The following is an 18,250-nucleotide window of genomic DNA, read 5'->3' on the forward strand; positions in this document are numbered from 1 at the left end:
CGATCTCCCGGGGTGCAGTGGGACGGCCCTTTGCCGGCTCGTGAAGTTTCGTTGACAGTCTCTTCGGCGAGCAGATATAACCGTGTTGTTGCGGGTTTGGAAGCCGGTGGAAATCCGGCGCGGTCGCGCCACTGTGACCAGCGTGTTGAAGCTTTTTCACGCTGGAAGTCAGACCTTACCGCACAAACACTCTTTCGACTGAACGCGTCATTCCGGAGGAATACATGTCTGACACCACTTTCGCGCCCGCCGCGGCGCCGGCCCCGATCCCCGTCGGCGAAATCCTGCCCTGGGCGATCTTCGGCGGCCTGCTGATGCTTATCGCCATCTATTTCGTTGGCACCGAGGAAGGCGCGATGGCGCTGTTCAACGGCATGTATGTGCACGAATTCGTGCATGACGCCCGCCATCTCCTTGGCTTTCCCTGCCACTAGGGAGATATTGACATGGTTGGAAACCTTCTCCTTCGCGGCATGCTCGCGGGGCTGCTCGGTGGCATCCTCGTTTTCGCTTTCGCCCATGTCTTCGGCGAGCCGCTGGTCGATGCGGCGATCGCTTTCGAGGAGGCGAGCGCCCAGGCGGCCGGCGAAGCTGCCGAACCTGAAATCGTCAGCCGGGCCACCCAGGCCGGTCTCGGCCTTTTCACCGGCGTCATGGCTTACAGCATCGCCGTCGGCGGGCTTTTCGCGCTCGCTTTTGCTTTCGTGCACGGCCGCGTCAGCAATCTTTCGGCGCGCGGCACCTCGGCGGTCATCGCCATTTTCGCCTACGTGGCGATCGTGCTCGTTCCCGCTATCAAATATCCGGCCAACCCGCCGGCGGTCGGCAATGCCGATACGATCGGCGTCAGGACCGAGCTGTTCTTCCTGATGATTGTCGTCTCGCTCGCCGCGCTGATTGCCGCGGTGGCGCTGTCGCGCCGTCTTTCCGAGCGTTTCGGCCTCTGGAACGGCGCGATCATTGCCGGCATCGCCTATCTCGTCTTCATCGTGCTCGTGCTCTATCTGCTGCCGCCGATCAACGAGGTGCCGGAGAACTTCTCGGCCATGGTGCTCTGGCGTTTCCGGACGACAACGCTCGCCATGCATGCGATCCTCTGGGCAACACTTGGCCTTGGCTTCGGGGCGCTGGCGGAAAAGCGGCTTGCTGCGAAGGGCGGCCAGCGGAGCCGGCCGGCAACGGCACTCCGCTGAACGCAATGAAGGGCGCCGTTTTGCCGGCGCCCTTGGGTTTTCAAGCGACCATGAAAAGCAGCAGAGCCATATCAATCCTGTCGGCGGCCTTTGCCGCCGCCTTCTTTTGCATGCCTGCTGAAAACGCCCTTGCTCATAGTCGCAGCGCCGGCGGCAGCCAAGCGGGTCTCGATATCCCAGAAATTTCGCATGGCGAGATGGCGGTGATTTCGCACTATCGCGGCCGAATTATCGGCCTGTGTCCCGCGCAGTCGATACAAACGAGCCCTTCCGCCGCGTTCTGAACTATGCCGAAATCCAATATTCCTATTGTCTTTGGGGGCGGATGCCGGGCAGCGTGGCCGACGAGGAAAGTCCCTTCAACGAATGCGCCCACGCCTACCTCGCGGCGACGAAAGCTGTGTTGATGGCGATGCGCGAGATGCCAGGGGAGCGGGCTGTGGCGAGTGAAATCATTTCCGCGGTCGACGCCGACATGGTGCGGCGCGGGCTTGCGCTCATCACCTGCCGGTTCAGCGGCGAGGCCTTCAACACCGCCGGTCTCGTCAATCCACGCTGGAGCAAGGTGCCGCTTCATCCCGCCAGCATGGCGTCGCTGACGGCGCTCGCCTTGATGCTCGGGCTTGGTGTCCTTGCGCTGGGCCGCTTTCTGCGGCCGAAGACTCAATCGTCGGAATAGCGCTGCTCGCGCCACGGATCGCCATACATATGATAGCCGTTCTTTTCCCAGAAGCCGGCTTCGTCCTCCGGCATCAGTTCGATGCGGCGCAGCCATTTGGCGCTTTTCCAGAAGTAAAGATGCGGCACGACGAGGCGCATCGGGCCGCCGTGGTCCGGCGTCAGCGGCAGGCCTTCCCAGGATGTCACTAGGATCGCGTCCTCGGCGGCGAAGTCGGCAAGCGGCAGGTTGGTGGTATAGCCATCATAACTCGTCAGCATGACGTAAGCGGCTTCCGGCTTCGGCATGGCGAGATCGAGCAGATCGCGCGTGGAAACACCCTTCCATTTGTTGTCGTAGCGCGACCAGGTGGTGACGCAGTGGATATCGCTGACCTTGGTGCTCTGCTCAATCGCGTGGAAGTTGGCCCAGGTGAGGGTGAGCGGGGTTTCGACAAGGCCGCGCACTTCGAGACGCCAGGTTTCGGTGGATATGACGGGCTGCTGGCCGAGATCGAGCACCGGCCAGTTCTTGACGAGGTGCTGGCCGGGCGGCAGGCGCTCGGTTTCAGGGCGGGCTATGCGACCAGTCAGGAACTTGCCCTCAGCCGCCCAGCGCCGCTTGGAGCTGGTGAGCTTGCTATCGGCGGGCGTGTTGTCGTCACTCATGATAGGGTTCCCTTGCGATGCAGCAATAGGATATCGGCCTTTGCCGGGTGTCAAGTTCGACGGCCCTTGGAAATCGCTGCCGGTATTATTAGACTTGGGTATGCCTCACTGGGGAGTGGAGGCGGAAAGGGGAGGAGCCGGATCTGTCTTCGAGATATCGTGCGATAGCGGCGTTGCTGGTGGTGCCGGTGATCATCTTCGCCTTCTTCACCTATGGAAGCGCGATCGCGACGCGCGCCTATATGGGGGAAGCCTCGGCGCAGGCGGGAACGGCGTTGCGCCTTGCCGTCTCGGCCCTCAGCGGTCACCTCAACCGCTACGAGGCGCTGCCGGCACTGATCGCCGATCACGACGACATCAAGGAACTGGTGAGTGCACCCGAGGATGCGGTCTTGCGCGATGCGGCCAATCTCTATCTCAAGGAGATCAACGGCCTGCTGAAATCCTCCGACATTTATGTGGTCAAGCCTGATGGAGAGACCATCGCGGCCAGCAATTACGATGGACCGGGAAGCTTCGTCGGGCAGAATTTCAGCTACCGGCCTTATTTCCAGGACGCGATCGAAGGCCGGCAGGCGCGGTTCTATGCACTCGGCACTACCTCGCTAAAGCGCGGCTATTATTTCTCGGCGCCTATCAGGGTGGAGGCGGATATTCGTGGCGTCATCGTCTTCAAGGTCGATATCGACATGATCGAAGCCTCCTGGGGCGGCGGCGAATACAAGATCTTCGTTTCCGATCCGGAGGGTATCATCTTCATGTCGGGCAGCCCGGAATGGCTGTACGGGGCGATCCTGCCGCTGACGGCTGACCGTATCGCACGGACGGAAGCGTCGCGGCGTTATGCCAATGCCAGGCTGACAGAGTTGCCGGTGTCGCGCCAGCGCTTTGAGCCGCATGAGCTGATGACGCTTAACGGCGAGCGCGGGTCTAGCGAATATCTGGTGCTCTCGCACTACATGCCGACCGAAGATTGGACGGTGAACGTGCTGATGGAAACGAGTTCCATTCGCGCCCAGGCGCGCACGGCGCTTGCGGCCGTCTTTCTCATCCTCTGCATCGCCGGGCTTGCGGTCGCAGTTCTGCGCCAACGGCGGGCGCGGCTTGCCGAGCGCATGCAGTTGCAGGCCGAGGCCCGCAACGAGCTGGAACGGCGCGTCGAGGAACGCACGGCCGACCTTGCTCGCGTCAACAGCCGCATCGAAGAGGAAATAGCCGAGCGGCGGTTGACCGAGCAGCAGCTGCGCCAGACCCAGGCCGACCTCATCCAGGCCGGAAAACTTGCCGGTCTCGGACAGATGTCGGCTGCCCTTTCCCACGAGTTCAACCAGCCGCTCGCCGCCGCCAAGACCTATACGGACAGCGCCTCGGTGCTCATTGATCGCGGTCGGACGGAGGAGGCGCGGGACAATATCCGGCGCATCGGCGGGCTGATCGACCGGATGGCATCGATCAGCCGTCACCTGCGCAACTTCGCCCGTAAGCCGAACGAGAAGCTCGGTCCTGTTTCGCTCGACGAGGCTATGCGCGATACGCTCGAGATCATCGCCTGGCGGCTGAAGGCGGCGGAAGCAGAGCTGTTGCTCGATCTCGGGCCGCGTCCGCCGGTGGTGCGTGCCGGCTCGGTGCGTTTGCAGCAGGTGCTGGTGAATGTGATTTCCAATGCGGCCGATGCCGTGGAAGGCCTGGACGACAGGCGCATCGAGATTTCGGCCTTCGAGGAAGCCGGCAAGGTGGTGTTGACGGTACGCGACCATGGGCCGGGCGTGCCACCGGCAATCGGCGAGCGCATCTTTGACCCGTTCTTCACGACCAAAGGCGTTGGCAAGGGTCTCGGCCTCGGGCTTTCGATCTCCTACAATATCGTCAAGGACTTCGGCGGCAGCCTTGCCGCCGTCAATCATCCTGACGGCGGTGCGGTGTTCCGCATCGAGCTGCAATCGGCGGCGGGGCTGATGCCGGAGGCGGCGGAATGAACGATGCGAAGATCCTTCTGGTCGATGACGAGGAGGAGTTGCGCCGTTCGACGGCGCAGGCGCTGGAACTATCAGGCTTCAGCGTCGAGACCTTTTCCAACGGCGACCATGTGCTGGAACTGATCGGCTACAGCTTTCCCGGCGTCGTCGTCAGCGATATCCGCATGCCCGGCATTGATGGCATGACGCTGATGCAGAAGATCCGCGAGATCGATCCGGAGGTGCCGGTCATTCTCGTCACCGGCCACGGCGACGTGCAGCTTGCGGTGAAGGCGATGCGCGAAGGCGCCTATGATTTCATCGAGAAGCCGTTCACGCCCGAAATGCTCGCCGGCGTCATCCGCCGGGCGATGGAGCGGCGCGGCCTCGTGCTTGAAAACCGGCTGCTGAAGGCGGTCGCCGGCAAACGCGACGATATCGAGGCGCGGCTGCCGGGGCGCACGCAGGTGATGGTGGACCTGCGCTATCGCATCCGTGCGATCGGGGCGAGCGATGCCGATACGCTCATTGTCGGCGAGACGGGAGCCGGCAAGGAGGTGGTGGCGCGGGCGCTCCACGATATCAGCGGCCGGGCAAGCCGGCCGTTCATCGCGATCAATTGCGCCGCCCTGCCGGCGAACCTGATCGAGAGCGAGCTTTTCGGCCATGAGGTCGGCGCCTTTCCGGGCGCGGTAAGGCCGCGTTACGGAAAATTCGAACACGGGCGCGGCGGCACCATTCTGCTTGATGAAATCGGCTCCATGCCCTTCGACCTGCAGGCAAAGTTCCTACGGGTGCTGCAGGAGCGGATGATTTCCCGGTTGGGATCGAATGAGACGGTGGCACTTGACGTGCGCTTTATCGCGACTAGCAAGGTGGATCTCGAGGCGGAGGTGGCGGCGGGGCGTTTCCGCGCCGACCTGTTCTACCGGCTGAACGTTGCGACGCTGCATGTGCCGTCGCTGTCGCAGCGGCGGGCGGACGTTCCACTGCTCTTTCTGCAGTTGGTGCGGGAAGCCGCCGCCCGCTACGGCCGCGACGAGGTGGCCGTGCCGCCCGAGGTGATCTCCGACATCGCCCAGCGCGACTGGCCGGGCAATGTGCGTGAACTGAGGAATGCGGCCGACCGTTTGGTTCTCGGTCTCGACGATGGCGGCCCACAGACCGGCGAGGCGACCGGGCTTGCGGAGCGCGTCGCCGAATTCGAGCGGGGTGTCATTGCCAGCGCGCTGGTGGCGCATGGCGGCAGCCTCAAGCCGGTCTATGAGACACTCGGCATTTCCCGGAAGACCCTCTACGAAAAGATGCAGAAATATGGCCTCGACAAGCGGATGCTGACCACCGAGGACTAATCTCGGCGGTTGCCTGTGTTCGTTATGGGTGGAAATCCACCCATCGCACAAGCCGTTTGTTTCCAAATCGACCCATGCTGCATCGCACTGACGCAAAATCGTCTGTCAAAAGTGGCCGCACTGATTGCGGGTCGGTTTTTCCCGGCGGCAAATAGGTCATGCCCGGCGCGGAGGATGTGTCGGCGGGCTTGCTTGTTTCATCAGGGAGGAAACGATGAAAATTCTGAAGGCCATGCTTGGCCTGACCGCGGCTGCCGCAGTCTCTCTTCTCGCCGGCGCCGCTTCGGCGCAGACCTATCCCGAACGCACCATCACCATGGTCGTGCCCTTTGCGGCCGGCGGCCCGACCGACACCGTCGCGCGCCTCGTCGCCGAATCCATGTCGAAGGATCTCGGTCAGCAGATCGTCGTCGAAAATGTCGGCGGCGCCGGCGGGACGCTCGGCGCCGGCCGCGTGGCGAGCGCCGATCCCGACGGCTACACGATCCTGCTTCACCATATCGGCATGGCGACCAGCGCCACGCTCTACCGCAAGCTCGCCTATGACACGCTCGGTGCCTTCGACTATGTCGGCCTCGTCACCGAGGTGCCGATGACGATCGTCGCGCGCAAGGATTTCGAGCCGACCGACCTCAAGGCCCTGATCGAATACGTCAAGGCCAACAAGGACAAGGTGACGGTCGCGAATGCCGGTATCGGTGCGGCCTCGCATCTGTGCGGCATGATGTTCATGAGCGCCATCCAGACACAGCTCACGACCGTTCCCTACAAGGGCACCGGCCCTGCCATGACCGACCTTCTCGGCGGCCAGGTCGACGTCATGTGCGACCAGACGACCAACACGACCAAGCAGATCCAGGGCGGCACGATCAAGGCCTATGCCGTGACCTCGCCGAAGCGCCTCGACGTGATGAAGGACATTCCGACCGCAGTTGAAGCCGGCCTGCCAGGCTTCGAAGTCGGCATCTGGCACGGCATCTACACGCCGAAGGGCACGCCGGCCGCCATCAACGAACGCCTGTCGAAGTCGCTGCAGGTTGCTCTGAAGGACCCGAATGTCGGTGCCCGTTTCGCCGAGCTCGGCACGACGCCATCCTCCGACGCCGATGCGACGCCGGCTGCGCTGAAGGCCAAGCTTGAAAGCGAGATAGCCCGCTGGAAGCCCGTGATCGAGGCTGCGGGGGAATATGCGGACTAGTGAGGGATGTGCCAGGAATAGCCCCTCACCCTAACCCGACCGGGGTCGAGCCACTGGTCTCGACCCGTCCTTTCGACCCTGAACGGGGAGAGGACCTGCCGGAAGAATAGTGGCAGAGGCCGGCGGCGGATCCTCTTCTCCCCGCTTGCGGGGCGAAGGTGCCGGCAGGCGGATGAGGGGAAATCGCTGCAGCAACGACGCTCCATCTCCAACTCCAGGAGACACCATGAAATCCATCAGTTTCGATACGACCAATGCGATCTGCGGCGGGCTTTTCGTCGCGACCGGCGCTTTCTTCGCCATCCAGTCGCTGGGGCTCGACCTCGGCACGGCGGTGCGCATGGGACCCGGTTATTTTCCGCTGGTGCTGGCCTGCGTGCTCGTGCTTCTCGGCGCGATCATCTTCATTCAGGCGTTGCGCGTCGAGGGAGAGCCGATCGGTCTCTTCGCCTGGCGCGGCATGTTCTTCATCCTGCCAGCGCCCGTCTTTTTCGGGCTGACGGTGCGCGGGCTCGGATTTGCGCCGGCGCTGTTTTTTACCGCGTTCATCGCCTGCTTCGCATCGCAAAAGATGAACGTGTTCTTCGCGATCATCCTTTCGCTGCTGCTGACGGTCTTTTCGGTTGCGGTTTTCAGCTATGGCCTCGGCCTGCCGTTCGAGCGTTTCGGCCCCTGGGTCCGGTTCTAGGAGGCGATGATGGACCTTTTCAGCAATCTCGCGCTCGGTTTTGCGACAGCCGGCACTCTTGACAATCTGCTTTTCTGCCTGATCGGCGTGCTGCTCGGCACGCTGATCGGGGTGCTGCCCGGTATCGGCGCCACGGCGACGATCGCCATGCTTTTGCCGATCACCTTCCAGCTCGAACCGGTCTCCTCGCTGATCATGCTGGCCGGTATCTATTACGGCGCCCAGTACGGCGGTTCGACGACGGCGATCCTCATCAACATGCCGGGCGAATCCTCCTCCGCCGTCACCGCGATCGACGGTTACCAGATGGCGCGCAAGGGCAGGGCGGGGGCAGCGCTTGCGATCGCAGCACTCGGTTCGTTCTTTGCCGGCACGGTCTCGACCTTCCTCGTTGCGATCTTCGCGCCGCCGCTCACCGCGATTGCGCTGCAATTCGGCTCGGCGGAATATTTCTCGCTGATGATCGTCGGCCTCGTTTCGTCGATCGCGCTTGCGCACGGCTCCGTCGTCAAGGCCTTAGCGATGGTGGCGCTCGGGTTGCTGCTCGGTCTGGTCGGCACCGACATCTATACCGGCACGCCGCGCTTCACGCTCGGCATCCGCGAATATGCCGACGGGCTGAATTTTGTGGCGCTCGCCGTCGGTGTCTTCGGCGTGGCGGAAATCCTCCGCAACCTCGAAGGCGAGTCGACACGTACCGTACTAATGGCCAAGGTGTCCGGCCTTTTACCGTCTCGTCAGGAATTCAAGGAAATGATTGCGCCGATCATTCGCGGCACGGCGATCGGTTCGGCGCTCGGCATTCTACCGGGTGGCGGCGCGATCCTTGCCTCCTTTGCCTCCTATACGGTGGAGAAACGCCTGTCGAAGACGCCGGAGGAATTCGGCAAGGGCGCCGTTGCCGGCGTGGCGGGGCCGGAATCGGCCAACAATGCAGGGGCGCAGACCTCGTTCATTCCGCTTTTGACGCTCGGCATTCCGGCCAATCCCGTCATGGCGCTGATGGTCGGCGCGATGATCATTCAGGGGATCGTCCCGGGACCGAATGTCGCCACCGAGCAGCCGGCGCTGTTCTGGGGCATCATCGCCTCGATGTGGATCGGCAACCTGATGCTGGTTATCCTCAACCTGCCGCTGATCGGGCTCTGGGTGAAACTCTTAACCGTGCCCTATTACGTGCTTTTCCCCGTCATCATGGCCTTCTGCTCGATCGGGGTCTACAGCGTCAACGCCAATGTCTACGACCTCTATGCCGTCGCCTTCTTCGGGTTGATCGGCTACGTGCTGGCAAAGCTTCGCTGCGAGCCGGCGCCGCTCCTGCTCGGCTTTGTGCTCGGGCCACTGCTTGAGGAGAACCTGCGGCGGGCGATGATCCTGTCGCGCGGCGATCCGATGACCTTCGTCACACGGCCGATCAGCGCCACGCTGCTGGCGATCGCGGTCGCCGTGCTGATCGTGGTCTTCCTGCCGAGCGTCAAGAAGAAGCGCGAAGAGGTGTTCGTCGAAGAGACTTGATGGTTGAACTTGCGGCCTGTTTGATGAACAAAGGATGATCTGACGCGGGCGCCGATGGGCGCCCGTTACGCTTGACAGGACATTCAGGCTCATGAGCATCCCCGCCCGGATCAAGGACGATCTGCCGTTCCTGATCTCTTTGCGCCGCGATCTGCATGCCTATCCCGAACTCGGCTTCGAGGAGGAGCGCACTGCCGGCATCGTCGCGAGGCTTCTCGAGGAGGCTAATATCACGGTGCATCGCGGGCTGGCCGGCACCGGCGTGGTCGGCACGCTCACAGTCGGCAACGGCACGCGCAGGATCGGGCTCAGGGCCGATATGGATGCGCTCGCCATGCCTGAAACGGCGGAGCGGGCTTATAAATCGACCGTACCCGGAAAGATGCATGCCTGCGGCCATGATGGCCACACCACGATGCTGCTGGGTGCCGCGCGTCATCTGGCGGCGACGCGGGGTTTTTCGGGCACGGTGCATTTCATCTTCCAGCCGGCCGAAGAGGGCCGTGGCGGCGCGAAGCGCATGGTGGAGGAGGGGCTGTTCAAGCTTTTCCCCTGCGACGCTGTCTACGGGCTGCACAATATGCCGGGACTGTCGGTCGACGAGATTGCCGTGGTCGAGGGGCCGCAGCTCGCCTCCTCCGACAGCTGGCGCATCACCTTTCGCGGCATCGGCACGCACGGCGCCAAGCCGCATCTCGGCCGCGATCCGATCACGGCCGCCGCCACCTTCCTGTCATCGCTGCAGACGATCGTCGGGCGGGTGGTCGATCCGCTGCAGCCGGCGGTTGTCAGCGCCTGTTTCCTGCAGGCGGGCGACCCGAAGGCTTTGAATGTCATTCCCGATATCGTAGAGATCGGCGGGACGGCGCGAGCTTATTCGCCCGATGTGCGCGATCAGTTGGAGAGCGAGATTGGTCGGCTGGCCAGCGGAACGGCCGCCATGTACGGCATATCGGCCGATTATCGTTTCGAGCGGCGCATTCCGCCCGTCGTCAATGATGGGGATGCGACCTCCCGAGCGCTTGCCGCCGCCGGCGCGGTGTTCGGCGGGAAGGTGCGGACAAGCTTTCCGCCGTCGACAGCAGGCGACGACTTTGCCTTCTTCGCGCAGAATTCGCCAGGCTGCTACGTCTGGCTCGGCAACGGCCCGGCAGTGGACGGGGCGCTGCATCACAACACCGCTTACGATTTCAATGATGAGGCGCTTGGGTATGGGGCGGCTTATTGGGTGGCGTTGGTGGAGCGGGAGTTGAAAAGGGAAACTTAAGCGTTTGCCGCACCCTCTCATCCGACCCTTCGGGCCACCTTCTCCCCGCTGGGGAGAAGAGGGTTGCTGCGACGTCTCGACTCCTCTTCTCCTCTCGGGGAGAAGGTGGCCCGTAGGGCGGATGAGGGACTGCACCGCAATCCCTTGGTTGCGGTCTGTGCGCCCCGACCCTACAAAACCTCCAGCACCGGGCTTTCCAGCACCTTGCCCGTCACCACATCGGCAATCCCCCGGTCCGTCTGGTGCGGGCCGGCATTGCAGGCAAGCGTGGCGCCGAAGCAGGCCTTGAAGACCCGGTAGGGCGGTTTCCAGTCGACGATTTTTTCCATGGCCTTGCGGATGCCGGCGAAGGCCGAAGCTGTGTCCTTCAGCGATGCGTCGGTCACCAGGCCGGAGAGCGGCAGCGGCAAGATTGCCTCGATCGCGCCGTCTTTGGCGACCGCCATGCCGCCGCCGGCTGATATGACGGCGTTGGCGGCGAGCGCCATGTCGCGCGCATTGCCGCCGAAGACGGTGAGGTTGTGGCTGTCATGCGAAACGGTGGTGCAGAAGGCGCCGCGCCAGTCGCCCCAGCCGGTGAGGAAGCCGAGGCGCGGGATGCGGTCGGCCTTGCCGTGGCGATGGGCGACGGCGATCATGGCGCTGCCGGCCGGCGGTACCACGAAGCCATTCGTGACCTCCGTCTCCGCCTCACCCCATTGCGTGAAACGCGGGCGGTCGATGGTGGCGACCCGGACGCGTTCGCCTCTCGACGGGATGCGGAAATCATCCTCGGTGAATTGCGGCAGCTTCACCGAATTTTCAAGCGGCGCCGTGTGGAGCTGCTGGATGTCGACCTGCATGCTGCCGTTGCGGGCGACGATGCGGCCGCTTGAGATGACCAGCCGCGCCCGGAATTCCTCAAGATCTTCGAAGAGCACGATGTCGGCGCGGCGGCCAGCGGCGACAAGGCCGAGATCGGAGCGCTTCAGGCGCTGAGCGGCGTTGAAGGTCGCAGCGCAGAGCGCCCATTCCGGCTTCATGCCGTAGCGCACGAGGCGGCGGATGACGTCGTCGAGGCCGCCGCTTTGATCGAGTTCATCGGGAAAGACGTCGTCGGTGCAGAGCGTCACGGTCGCGGGCAGGTGGCCGAGACCGTTCAGCACCTCGACGAATTCCTGCAGCAGATGGTCGTGGGAGCCGCGCAGCTCGATCGTCAGGCCGGCTGAAAGCTTGGCGGCGAGGTCGGCGCCGGAAGTAAGTTCGTGGTCGGAGGTGACGCCCGCTGCCATGAAGGCGTTGAGGTCGGCACCCCCAAGGCCGCGGGCATGGCCACAAACGAGCTTGCCAGTGGCAAGACCGGCATTGACGATGGCGTTCATGCGCGGATCGCCGTCGATGACGCCGCGCATGTTCATGACCTCGGCAACGCCGCCTACGGCCGGCGAGCGCAGCATCTCGGCGATGACGGCGGCATCGAAATCGGCGCCGGCCAATTCCAGGCCCGGTGCCGACGGCACGCAGGAGGGGGCGAGCAGGATCATGCGCAGCGGCAGTGAGCGTGCCGCCTCGATCGCCCAGCGCACCCCATCAAGGCCATGGACATTGCCGAATTCGTGCGGATCCCAGACGATGGTGGTGACGCCGCGCGGCAGCACGGCGCGCGCATATTCGGCCGGCGTCACCATCGAACTTTCGATATGCATATGGGTGTCGATCAGGCCGGGTGTTGCGATGCTGCCCGCCGCATCGATGATCTCGGCCGCATCCGTGCGGCTTGCCGGGGCATGGACGCTTGCGATCAGCGCGCCGACGAGTCCGATATCGGCCTCCCGGATCAGGCCTGTCACCGCGTCTAGCAGCCGGCCGCCGGTAATCAGCACATCGAAGGGGGCGTCGCCGCGTGCAGCCGCGACGGCGCGGGCGCGCAAGGCGGGATCGTTAAGATCGGCGGGTTCTTGGCGAGGGGTGGCGTTCATTTGCGGGCCTCGTTGACCAAGGCGGCGAGAATGATCCCGCGCGCCCTATCGGCATCGATTTCGGCGGCGAATTGCGCATTGAAAGCCGCGTGCGTGGCGCGGGTCTCGACGACGGTGCGGCCACGGGTCAAGCTGCCCTGAAGCTCGACGTCGATGCGCGCGGGGCGGAAGCCGACGATATCGGGAGCCACGAAGGCGACCGCGGCAGAAGGATCGTAGATCGCCATACCGGGACGGCCGCGGCTGGTGCCGATGCGAATGTAACCTGCAAATAGATCGGCGATCAGCTCGGCATTGGTGCCGCCGGCATTGCGCACCGGCTCGGTATCCTCCGGCTTTGCCAGCACCTTGCGGCAGAGGTCGAGGTCGACCATGCGCAGCGGCAGGCCATGGGCGATGACGATCGACAGAGCTTCGGGATCGGCGAGTGCGTTGAACTCAGCGGACGCCGTGTGGTTGCCCAATGTGACGCCGCCGCCCATCCAGACGAGGTCGTCGATGCGGGCGGCGAGGTCGGGGCGGGCGAGCGCCACGGCGGCGATATTGGTGAGCGGTCCGAGCGCCAGGATGCGGTGCTGGCCGTCACGTTCCAGCCAGCGGCAAAGCGCTGAGAAGGCATCGCTTTCGGCAAGGGCTGATGCCTCCGGCAGGCTCCTGCCGCTCGTCGGGATGCCGGTTGCGCCGAGGATCGCCTGGGCGGTTTCGAGCTTGCCGAGAACCGGCATGGCGCGGCCGGTGTGGATGGGGAACTTCCAGCCGAATGCAGTGGCTGCGCCGGCGGCGTTCCTTCTCACCTGGGGCAGCGGCGCATTGCCGAAGACCAGCGATATGCCGTCGATTTCGAATTCCGACTGTGCCACCACCAGAATGGCGGCGATGTCGTCGAAGCCCATGTCTGTATCGATCCAGACGCCCATGACTTCACCCGAACCGTTTGAGGTTGGCCGCACCGGCAACCGGCAGGTCGAAGGCGAGCGCGCTGCCGATCTCGTGCGGCGGCAGGCGTGCATCGATCTCGGCCTTGATGGGCCCAAGCGGCGTATCAAGGAGATATTCGCGGGTATTGCCGGCGAAAGAGGTGCCGCGCACGGTGCCCTGGAATGGACCGGAGCCAAGGTTCACCATGCGCGGACGCCAGGCGAGGCCCGCCCCGGCGTCTGCGACCGGAGCGGAAAGCGCGACTGGGCCGTTCGGCGTCGCAAGCTTTCCATCCTTCAGCGCAAAGACATTCTCGAAGCCGACGAAATCGGCGACGAAGGCGGAGGCGGGATGATTGTAGATCTCCTCAGGCGTACCGATCTGCTCAATGCCGCCGTTCAGCATGACGACGATGCGGTCGGCGAGCGCCAAAGCCTCCACCTGATCGTGAGTCACGAAGATCATGGTGACCCCGGTTTCCTTCTGGACGCGCTGCAATTCGGCGCGCATTTCGAGGCGTAGCCGGGCATCGAGATTGGAGAGCGGCTCGTCAAGCAGCAGCACTTTCGGCTCCATCACCATTGAGCGGGCGAGGGCCACACGCTGCTGCTGGCCGCCGGAGAGTTCGGCCGGCTTGCGGCTCGCGAAGGCGGCGAGGCCGACGGATTTGAGGCCAGCGCCGACGCGGGCGTCGAGATCGGCGCCCGAGATGCCTTTGAGACGCAGGCCGAAAGCGACATTCTCATGGACCGTCAGATGCGGGAAAAGCGCGTAGGACTGGAAGACGAGGCCGACGGCGCGTTTGTTGGCTGAGACGCGGGTGATATCGGCGCCGTCGAGGCGGATGCGGCCGGAGGCAGGCGTCAGCAGGCCGGCGATGGCGCGCATCGTTGTCGTCTTGCCGCAGCCCGAGGGGCCGAGCAGCGCCACCAGTTCGCCCTTGCCGATCGCGAGGTCGAGATTTCCGACCGCAACCGTATCGCCATAGGCAAGCGTCAGCTTGTCGAGTTGAAGATAGGCATCAGACATAACGCGAGAATCCCAGGAAACGTTCGGCGAGGAAGACGATGCCGATGGAGAGAAAGGCGAGAAGGGCGGAGAGCGCCGCAATGGACGGGTCGTAGGTGGTTTCCATGTAGCCGAGCATGTCGACCGGCAGCGTCCTGACGCCGGGACCGGAAAGGAAGAGGGAGACAGGCACCTGGTTGAAGCTGGTAACAAAGCCGAGGATGAAGGCTGCAAGAATGCCGCCGCGGATATTCGGTATCACCACGCGGAAGAAGGCGCCGAGCCTGGAGGAGCCGAGCAGGACGGCGGCCTCCTCGATATCCGAGCGCAGATTGTCGAGGCTCGCCGAGACGACGCGCACGGCATAGGGCAGTACAAGGGCGGTATGGGCAAAGAAGAGCGCGAGCGTGATGTTGAAGCCGAAGGGCACGACGAGATAACGCAGCAGCGCCAGGCCGACGATGATGCCGGGCACGATGATCGGCAGCGAGACGACGGTGCGGACGGTTTCGGCCGCCGGCAGCCGGTAGCGCGACAGGGCATAGGCGGCCGGGATGCCGAGGACGAGGGCTGCGAGCGTCCCGAAGACGGCAAGGAACATCGACATGGCGAAGCTGTCGCGGAAACTCTCGACGGTGAACACCTTCATCACCCAGCGCAGCGACAGTCCTTGCGGCGGGAAGGCCAGCGTATCGCCTGCCGACAGCGACGCGGCGATGATGATCAGGAAGGGACCGATCAGAAAGACCAACAGCAGGAAAAGCACAATGGGCGAAAACAGGCGCAGGGTCATCGGCGGCTCCTTGCCGTCGCAAGCCGTTTCAGCAGGATGTTGGCCGCAAAGCTCATGATGATCAGGATGAAGGCGATGACGCTGGCCGAGACGAAATCATTGGCGACGGAAACCTGCTGATACAGCAGCGTTTCCAACATCAGCACCTTGGAGCCGCCGAGCACGGCAGGGGTGATATAGGCGGTCAGCGATCCGGTGAAGACAAGCGTGCCGCCGACGACGAGGCCTTCCCTGGTCAGCGGCAGGATGACTTTCCAAAAGACCTGGAACCAGTTGGCGCCGAGCACGCGGGCAGCGGGAATCGCATCCTTCGGCATGTTCTCGAGCGCACTGATCAAGGAGAGGATCATCAGCGGCAGAAAGAGCTGCAGGAGGCCGATGAACACGGCGGTCTCGGTGAACAGCAGCCGCAGCGGCTCGCCGCTGAGGCCGAGGCCCGTTATCGCCTGGTTGACGATGCCGGTGCGGCCGAGAATGACGATCCAGGCATAGGTGCGCGCCACCGGCGAGATCATCAGCGGCAGGGTGATGAGGCCGATCATGCGACCCTTGCCAGTCGGCGGCAGGTTCACAATAGCAAAGGCTGCGGCATAACCGATGACCGCCGAGACGGCGGTGACTTCGAGGCCGAGCCGGAAGCTGCGCAGGAAAACGGTGCGGTTCAGCGTCTCGGAGAAGAAACCGGCATAGGCCGACAGTGTCCAGGCGCCGCCGGCACGGAAGCCCTCCGACAGCAAGACTGCGACGGGCAGCAGGAAGACCACGGTCGCGAAGACGGCTGCCGGCAAGGCCAGCGCCATGGCTTCTGCGCGGTTCTGGAACATGAGGCGCCTTTCGAGCGGACAGAGGATGGTCCCGGCAGGGCGCCGGGACCGGTTCTCACGCAGGCCTTACTGGCCGACCTTGTCGTTCCATGACTTCAGCCAGCCGGCGCGGTTGTCGAGTGCGACGGCCGAAGGGATCAGCTTGAGGCTCTTGGCCGTTTCTTCGCCATAGGTGAGGTTGTTGGCGGCGGCTTCGGAAAGCTTGACCTCGCTGTTTGCTGGACTGTCGACCAGCTTTTCGGCGAGTTTGGTCTGGATGTCGGTCGAAAGCCAGAAATCCATGAACTGCAAGGCGAGATCCTGGTTCTTCGAACCTTTCGTCAGCACCAGCACATTCATGCCGCCGGTCTGACCCTCTTTCGGCGTTGCCCAGGCGACTGGAACGTCGAGCTTGGTAAAGCCTGCCCAGGAGAAACGGCCGATCGGCGCTGCCCAAATCTCCTCCTGCTGCATCAGCTGTACGAGCTGCGAGGATTTTTCGTAGAAGGTGACGATGTCGTCCTTCTTCTCGCCCAGCGCCTCGATCGGACCCTTCAGATCGGGCGTGTCCTTTCCGAGCGCCTGGCCCAGCATGTAGAGCGCCGGCGGCCCCTGGTTGGTCGTCACGTTCGGAAAGGCGACGTGGCCGACATATTCCGGCTTCAGGAGATCGGCCCAGGAGTCGATCTTCATCTTGTCGGAACGATAGGCGATCGAGGTGGCATAGAAAGTGTAACCGACGCTCATGCCGTCGCCGTTCGGATCCTTGGCGACGTCGTAGAGCTTGGCGAAATTGGCGAGCTTAGCGGTGTCGACCTTGTCGATCAGGCTTGCACGGGAGGCAGCCAGTGCATCGGCCATGGAAACGGCGGCGAGGTCGACGACGGGATTGGCCTTGTTCGCTTCCATCTTGGCCAGACGCTCGACGCTATTGCCTGTCTCGACCACGAGCTTGCAGCCGCATTTGGCTTCGAAGGGATCATAGACCAGAGTTTTGAAATCGTCTTGTGCAAAAGCATAGACCGAGATGGTCAATGTGCGGTCCGCTGCTGTTGCTCCGAACGGAGATAGGGCGGCGAGTGCTGCCGAGGCAATGAGCGCTTTTTTCATCTTACATGTTCTCCATCTCTGAGGTTTTTTGTGCCGGGTCCGCAAGGCCCGGATGATTGGCGGACGATCAGCTGCATGGGGACACGGTCGACCTCGGCGGTCACGAGCATGCCCTGCCGGATGCTGCTCGCCCTTATGGTATCCACCAGTGCCGACACGGCAATCCCGGCAATAGCGTCCATGTCCATACGAACCGTCGTCAACGACGGCGTAACGACCGGCGACCAGATGAGATCGTCGAAGCCGGTGACGCTGACATCGGCGGGAATGTTGACGCCGGCCTGCTGCAACTCTGTCAGCGCCCGTAGCGCCTGCAGGTCGGAGAGGGCTGCGAAGGCGGTGAAACCCTGCCTGACTTTTTCGGCGAGACCGAGCGGGCAGCCGCTGCCGCTATCCCGCTCGAGCCTGTCGATCCACAGTGTTTCCGCATGCATGTCCGGGCGCATGCTGGAGCGGATGCCATCGGCGCGGTCGTTCTGGACGCTGGATTCCTGATTGTTGCCGATGATGAGGATGCGGCGATGGCCAAGGCCGGCGAGATGGCTGGCGATTTCGCTGCCCCCCTGCCAATGGTCGGCAGCAACTGTGTTGCCTGACGTCGATGGGGTATCGATGACGGCGACAGGACAGACGGCCGAAGAGATGCGGGTGGCGCGGCGGGGAATGACGACCATGCCGTCGACGCCGCGCTCGACCAGCCGATTGATCGCCTCGGTCTGGGTGGCGACCTCGCCGCGGGAATCGGCGATCAGCACGCCGTAACCGGCGGCAGAGGCGGCGAATTCGATCGCCTGGGCGATCTTTGGGAACAGCGGATTGGCGATATCGGGCAGCACCAGGCCGAGAACGCCGCTGCGGCCGGTCCGGAGCGCCCGCCCGGCCTGGCTCGGGACATAACCGAGCTCGGCGGCATGCTCGCGAATCCTTTCGACCAGTTGGCCGGAGACGCGGCCCTTGCCTGATAGCGCATTGGAGACGGTGGCGACGGAGACGCCGAGAGACGTCGCTATCCTGCTGAGGTTCGGTCCCGAACGCGATGAAGCCATGATCGACGGCGCTCTGATTAATCGTTTAATCAGAGCTTTACCTCAGCTCTTTTCGCTTGTCGATTCCCAATTCATCTTATTGCGCATTATCCGCGATACAAACTCGGCCGATATGAAAAA

Annotated in this window: 15 protein-coding genes, 2 pseudogenes and 1 riboswitch; of the genes and pseudogenes, 9 read left to right on the forward strand and 8 right to left on the reverse strand. The window is 63.5% G+C overall.

Translation table 11 applies throughout. The features are described 5' to 3' along the window. Positions 1-69 precede the first annotated feature (69 nt). Positions 70-212: riboswitch (adenosylcobalamin (AdoCbl) riboswitch) on the forward strand. A gap of 12 nt (positions 213-224) precedes the next feature. From OS035_RS16405 to OS035_RS16415, 3 genes and pseudogenes are all read left to right on the forward strand, one after another. Beyond that, the gene (locus OS035_RS16405) at positions 225-434 is read left to right on the forward strand and encodes a CbtB domain-containing protein (protein WP_097629271.1); all 210 of its coding nucleotides are present in this window, start codon (positions 225-227) and stop codon (positions 432-434) included. A gap of 12 nt (positions 435-446) precedes the next feature. Continuing rightward, positions 447-1,193, forward strand: coding sequence for a CbtA family protein (locus tag OS035_RS16410; RefSeq protein ID WP_097629272.1), 747 nt, complete (start codon positions 447-449; stop codon positions 1,191-1,193). 50 nt (positions 1,194-1,243) lie between these two features. After that, a pseudogene (locus OS035_RS16415) lies at positions 1,244-1,872 on the forward strand (hypothetical protein). Here OS035_RS16415 and OS035_RS16420 read toward each other — a convergent pair. After that, the gene (locus tag OS035_RS16420) at positions 1,857-2,519 is read right to left on the reverse strand and encodes a sulfite oxidase-like oxidoreductase (protein WP_131711041.1); all 663 of its coding nucleotides are present in this window, start codon (positions 2,517-2,519) and stop codon (positions 1,857-1,859) included. The pseudogene OS035_RS16415 and the gene OS035_RS16420 overlap by 16 nt on opposite strands. A 179-nt stretch (positions 2,520-2,698) precedes the next feature. Here OS035_RS16420 and OS035_RS16425 point away from each other — a divergent pair, with 179 nt between their 5' ends. The 6 genes from OS035_RS16425 to OS035_RS16450 all read left to right on the forward strand — a co-directional run bounded on the left by OS035_RS16425 (position 2,699) and on the right by OS035_RS16450 (position 10,494). Then, positions 2,699-4,495 (forward strand): sensor histidine kinase, encoded by a 1,797-nt coding sequence (locus tag OS035_RS16425; RefSeq protein WP_275593019.1) that lies wholly within the window; start codon positions 2,699-2,701, stop codon positions 4,493-4,495. Further along, entirely contained in the window at positions 4,492-5,826 is a 1,335-nt protein-coding gene (locus OS035_RS16430) for a sigma-54-dependent transcriptional regulator (protein ID WP_097629275.1), read from the forward strand. The genes OS035_RS16425 and OS035_RS16430 overlap by 4 nt, the downstream gene beginning before the upstream one ends. 214 nt (positions 5,827-6,040) lie before the next feature. Beyond that, a complete protein-coding gene (locus tag OS035_RS16435; RefSeq protein ID WP_097629276.1) occupies positions 6,041-7,024 on the forward strand; it encodes a tripartite tricarboxylate transporter substrate-binding protein in 984 nt (327 codons plus the stop codon). A gap of 226 nt (positions 7,025-7,250) precedes the next feature. Then, entirely contained in the window at positions 7,251-7,712 is a 462-nt protein-coding gene (locus OS035_RS16440; RefSeq protein ID WP_088937727.1) for a tripartite tricarboxylate transporter TctB family protein, read from the forward strand. A gap of 9 nt (positions 7,713-7,721) precedes the next feature. After that, the gene (locus tag OS035_RS16445) at positions 7,722-9,227 is read left to right on the forward strand and encodes a tripartite tricarboxylate transporter permease (RefSeq protein ID WP_097629277.1); all 1,506 of its coding nucleotides are present in this window, start codon (positions 7,722-7,724) and stop codon (positions 9,225-9,227) included. A 91-nt stretch (positions 9,228-9,318) separates the two neighbouring features. Continuing rightward, positions 9,319-10,494, forward strand: a complete 1,176-nt coding sequence (locus OS035_RS16450; RefSeq protein WP_097629278.1) for a M20 aminoacylase family protein — start codon at positions 9,319-9,321, stop codon at positions 10,492-10,494. A 170-nt stretch (positions 10,495-10,664) separates the two neighbouring features. Here the strand turns inward: OS035_RS16450 and OS035_RS16455 are convergent, their stop codons facing one another. The 7 genes and pseudogenes from OS035_RS16455 to OS035_RS16485 form a co-directional block, all read right to left on the reverse strand. Next, positions 10,665-12,452 carry an adenine deaminase gene (locus OS035_RS16455; RefSeq protein ID WP_331813905.1) on the reverse strand — a complete coding sequence of 596 codons (1,788 nt, stop codon included), beginning with the start codon at positions 12,450-12,452 and terminating at the stop codon, positions 10,665-10,667. Then, on the reverse strand, positions 12,449-13,369 hold the full coding sequence (locus OS035_RS16460) for a nucleoside hydrolase (RefSeq protein ID WP_097629280.1): 921 nt from the start codon (positions 13,367-13,369) through the stop codon (positions 12,449-12,451). The genes OS035_RS16455 and OS035_RS16460 overlap by 4 nt, the downstream gene beginning before the upstream one ends. A 4-nt stretch (positions 13,370-13,373) precedes the next feature. Then, positions 13,374-14,399: an ABC transporter ATP-binding protein gene (locus tag OS035_RS16465; protein WP_097629281.1), complete on the reverse strand. Its 1,026-nt coding sequence runs from the start codon at positions 14,397-14,399 to the stop codon at positions 13,374-13,376. Then, on the reverse strand, positions 14,392-15,171 hold the full coding sequence (locus tag OS035_RS16470; RefSeq protein WP_097629282.1) for an ABC transporter permease: 780 nt from the start codon (positions 15,169-15,171) through the stop codon (positions 14,392-14,394). The genes OS035_RS16465 and OS035_RS16470 overlap by 8 nt, the downstream gene beginning before the upstream one ends. After that, positions 15,168-15,995, reverse strand: a complete 828-nt coding sequence (locus tag OS035_RS16475) for an ABC transporter permease (RefSeq protein ID WP_097629283.1) — start codon at positions 15,993-15,995, stop codon at positions 15,168-15,170. Before OS035_RS16475 ends, OS035_RS16470 begins: the two co-directional genes overlap by 4 nt. A 66-nt stretch (positions 15,996-16,061) precedes the next feature. After that, the gene (locus OS035_RS16480) at positions 16,062-17,084 is read right to left on the reverse strand and encodes an ABC transporter substrate-binding protein (protein ID WP_097629284.1); all 1,023 of its coding nucleotides are present in this window, start codon (positions 17,082-17,084) and stop codon (positions 16,062-16,064) included. 1 nt (position 17,085) lies between these two features. Next, positions 17,086-18,130: pseudogene (locus OS035_RS16485) on the reverse strand (LacI family DNA-binding transcriptional regulator). Between the last annotated feature and the right edge of the window lie 120 nt (positions 18,131-18,250).

The organism is Rhizobium sp. 268 (genome assembly GCF_036571585.1).
Lineage (GTDB): Bacteria > Pseudomonadota > Alphaproteobacteria > Rhizobiales > Rhizobiaceae > Rhizobium > Rhizobium redzepovicii.

Excerpts from the sequence above, each read along its gene's own strand:
- OS035_RS16405 (WP_097629271.1), top strand. The coding sequence starts at position 225 with ATGTCTGACACCACTTTCGCGCCCGCCGCGGCGCCGGCCCCGATCCCC.
- OS035_RS16410 (WP_097629272.1), top strand. The coding sequence starts at position 447 with ATGGTTGGAAACCTTCTCCTTCGCGGCATGCTCGCGGGGCTGCTCGGT.
- OS035_RS16420 (WP_131711041.1), bottom strand. The coding sequence starts at position 2,519 with ATGAGTGACGACAACACGCCCGCCGATAGCAAGCTCACCAGCTCCAAG.
- OS035_RS16430 (WP_097629275.1), top strand. The coding sequence starts at position 4,492 with ATGAACGATGCGAAGATCCTTCTGGTCGATGACGAGGAGGAGTTGCGC.
- OS035_RS16435 (WP_097629276.1), top strand. The coding sequence starts at position 6,041 with ATGAAAATTCTGAAGGCCATGCTTGGCCTGACCGCGGCTGCCGCAGTC.
- OS035_RS16440 (WP_088937727.1), top strand. The coding sequence starts at position 7,251 with ATGAAATCCATCAGTTTCGATACGACCAATGCGATCTGCGGCGGGCTT.
- OS035_RS16445 (WP_097629277.1), top strand. The coding sequence starts at position 7,722 with ATGGACCTTTTCAGCAATCTCGCGCTCGGTTTTGCGACAGCCGGCACT.
- OS035_RS16450 (WP_097629278.1), top strand. The coding sequence starts at position 9,319 with ATGAGCATCCCCGCCCGGATCAAGGACGATCTGCCGTTCCTGATCTCT.
- OS035_RS16455 (WP_331813905.1), bottom strand. The coding sequence starts at position 12,452 with ATGAACGCCACCCCTCGCCAAGAACCCGCCGATCTTAACGATCCCGCC.
- OS035_RS16460 (WP_097629280.1), bottom strand. The coding sequence starts at position 13,369 with ATGGGCGTCTGGATCGATACAGACATGGGCTTCGACGACATCGCCGCC.
- OS035_RS16465 (WP_097629281.1), bottom strand. The coding sequence starts at position 14,399 with ATGTCTGATGCCTATCTTCAACTCGACAAGCTGACGCTTGCCTATGGC.
- OS035_RS16470 (WP_097629282.1), bottom strand. The coding sequence starts at position 15,171 with ATGACCCTGCGCCTGTTTTCGCCCATTGTGCTTTTCCTGCTGTTGGTC.
- OS035_RS16475 (WP_097629283.1), bottom strand. The coding sequence starts at position 15,995 with ATGTTCCAGAACCGCGCAGAAGCCATGGCGCTGGCCTTGCCGGCAGCC.
- OS035_RS16480 (WP_097629284.1), bottom strand. The coding sequence starts at position 17,084 with ATGAAAAAAGCGCTCATTGCCTCGGCAGCACTCGCCGCCCTATCTCCG.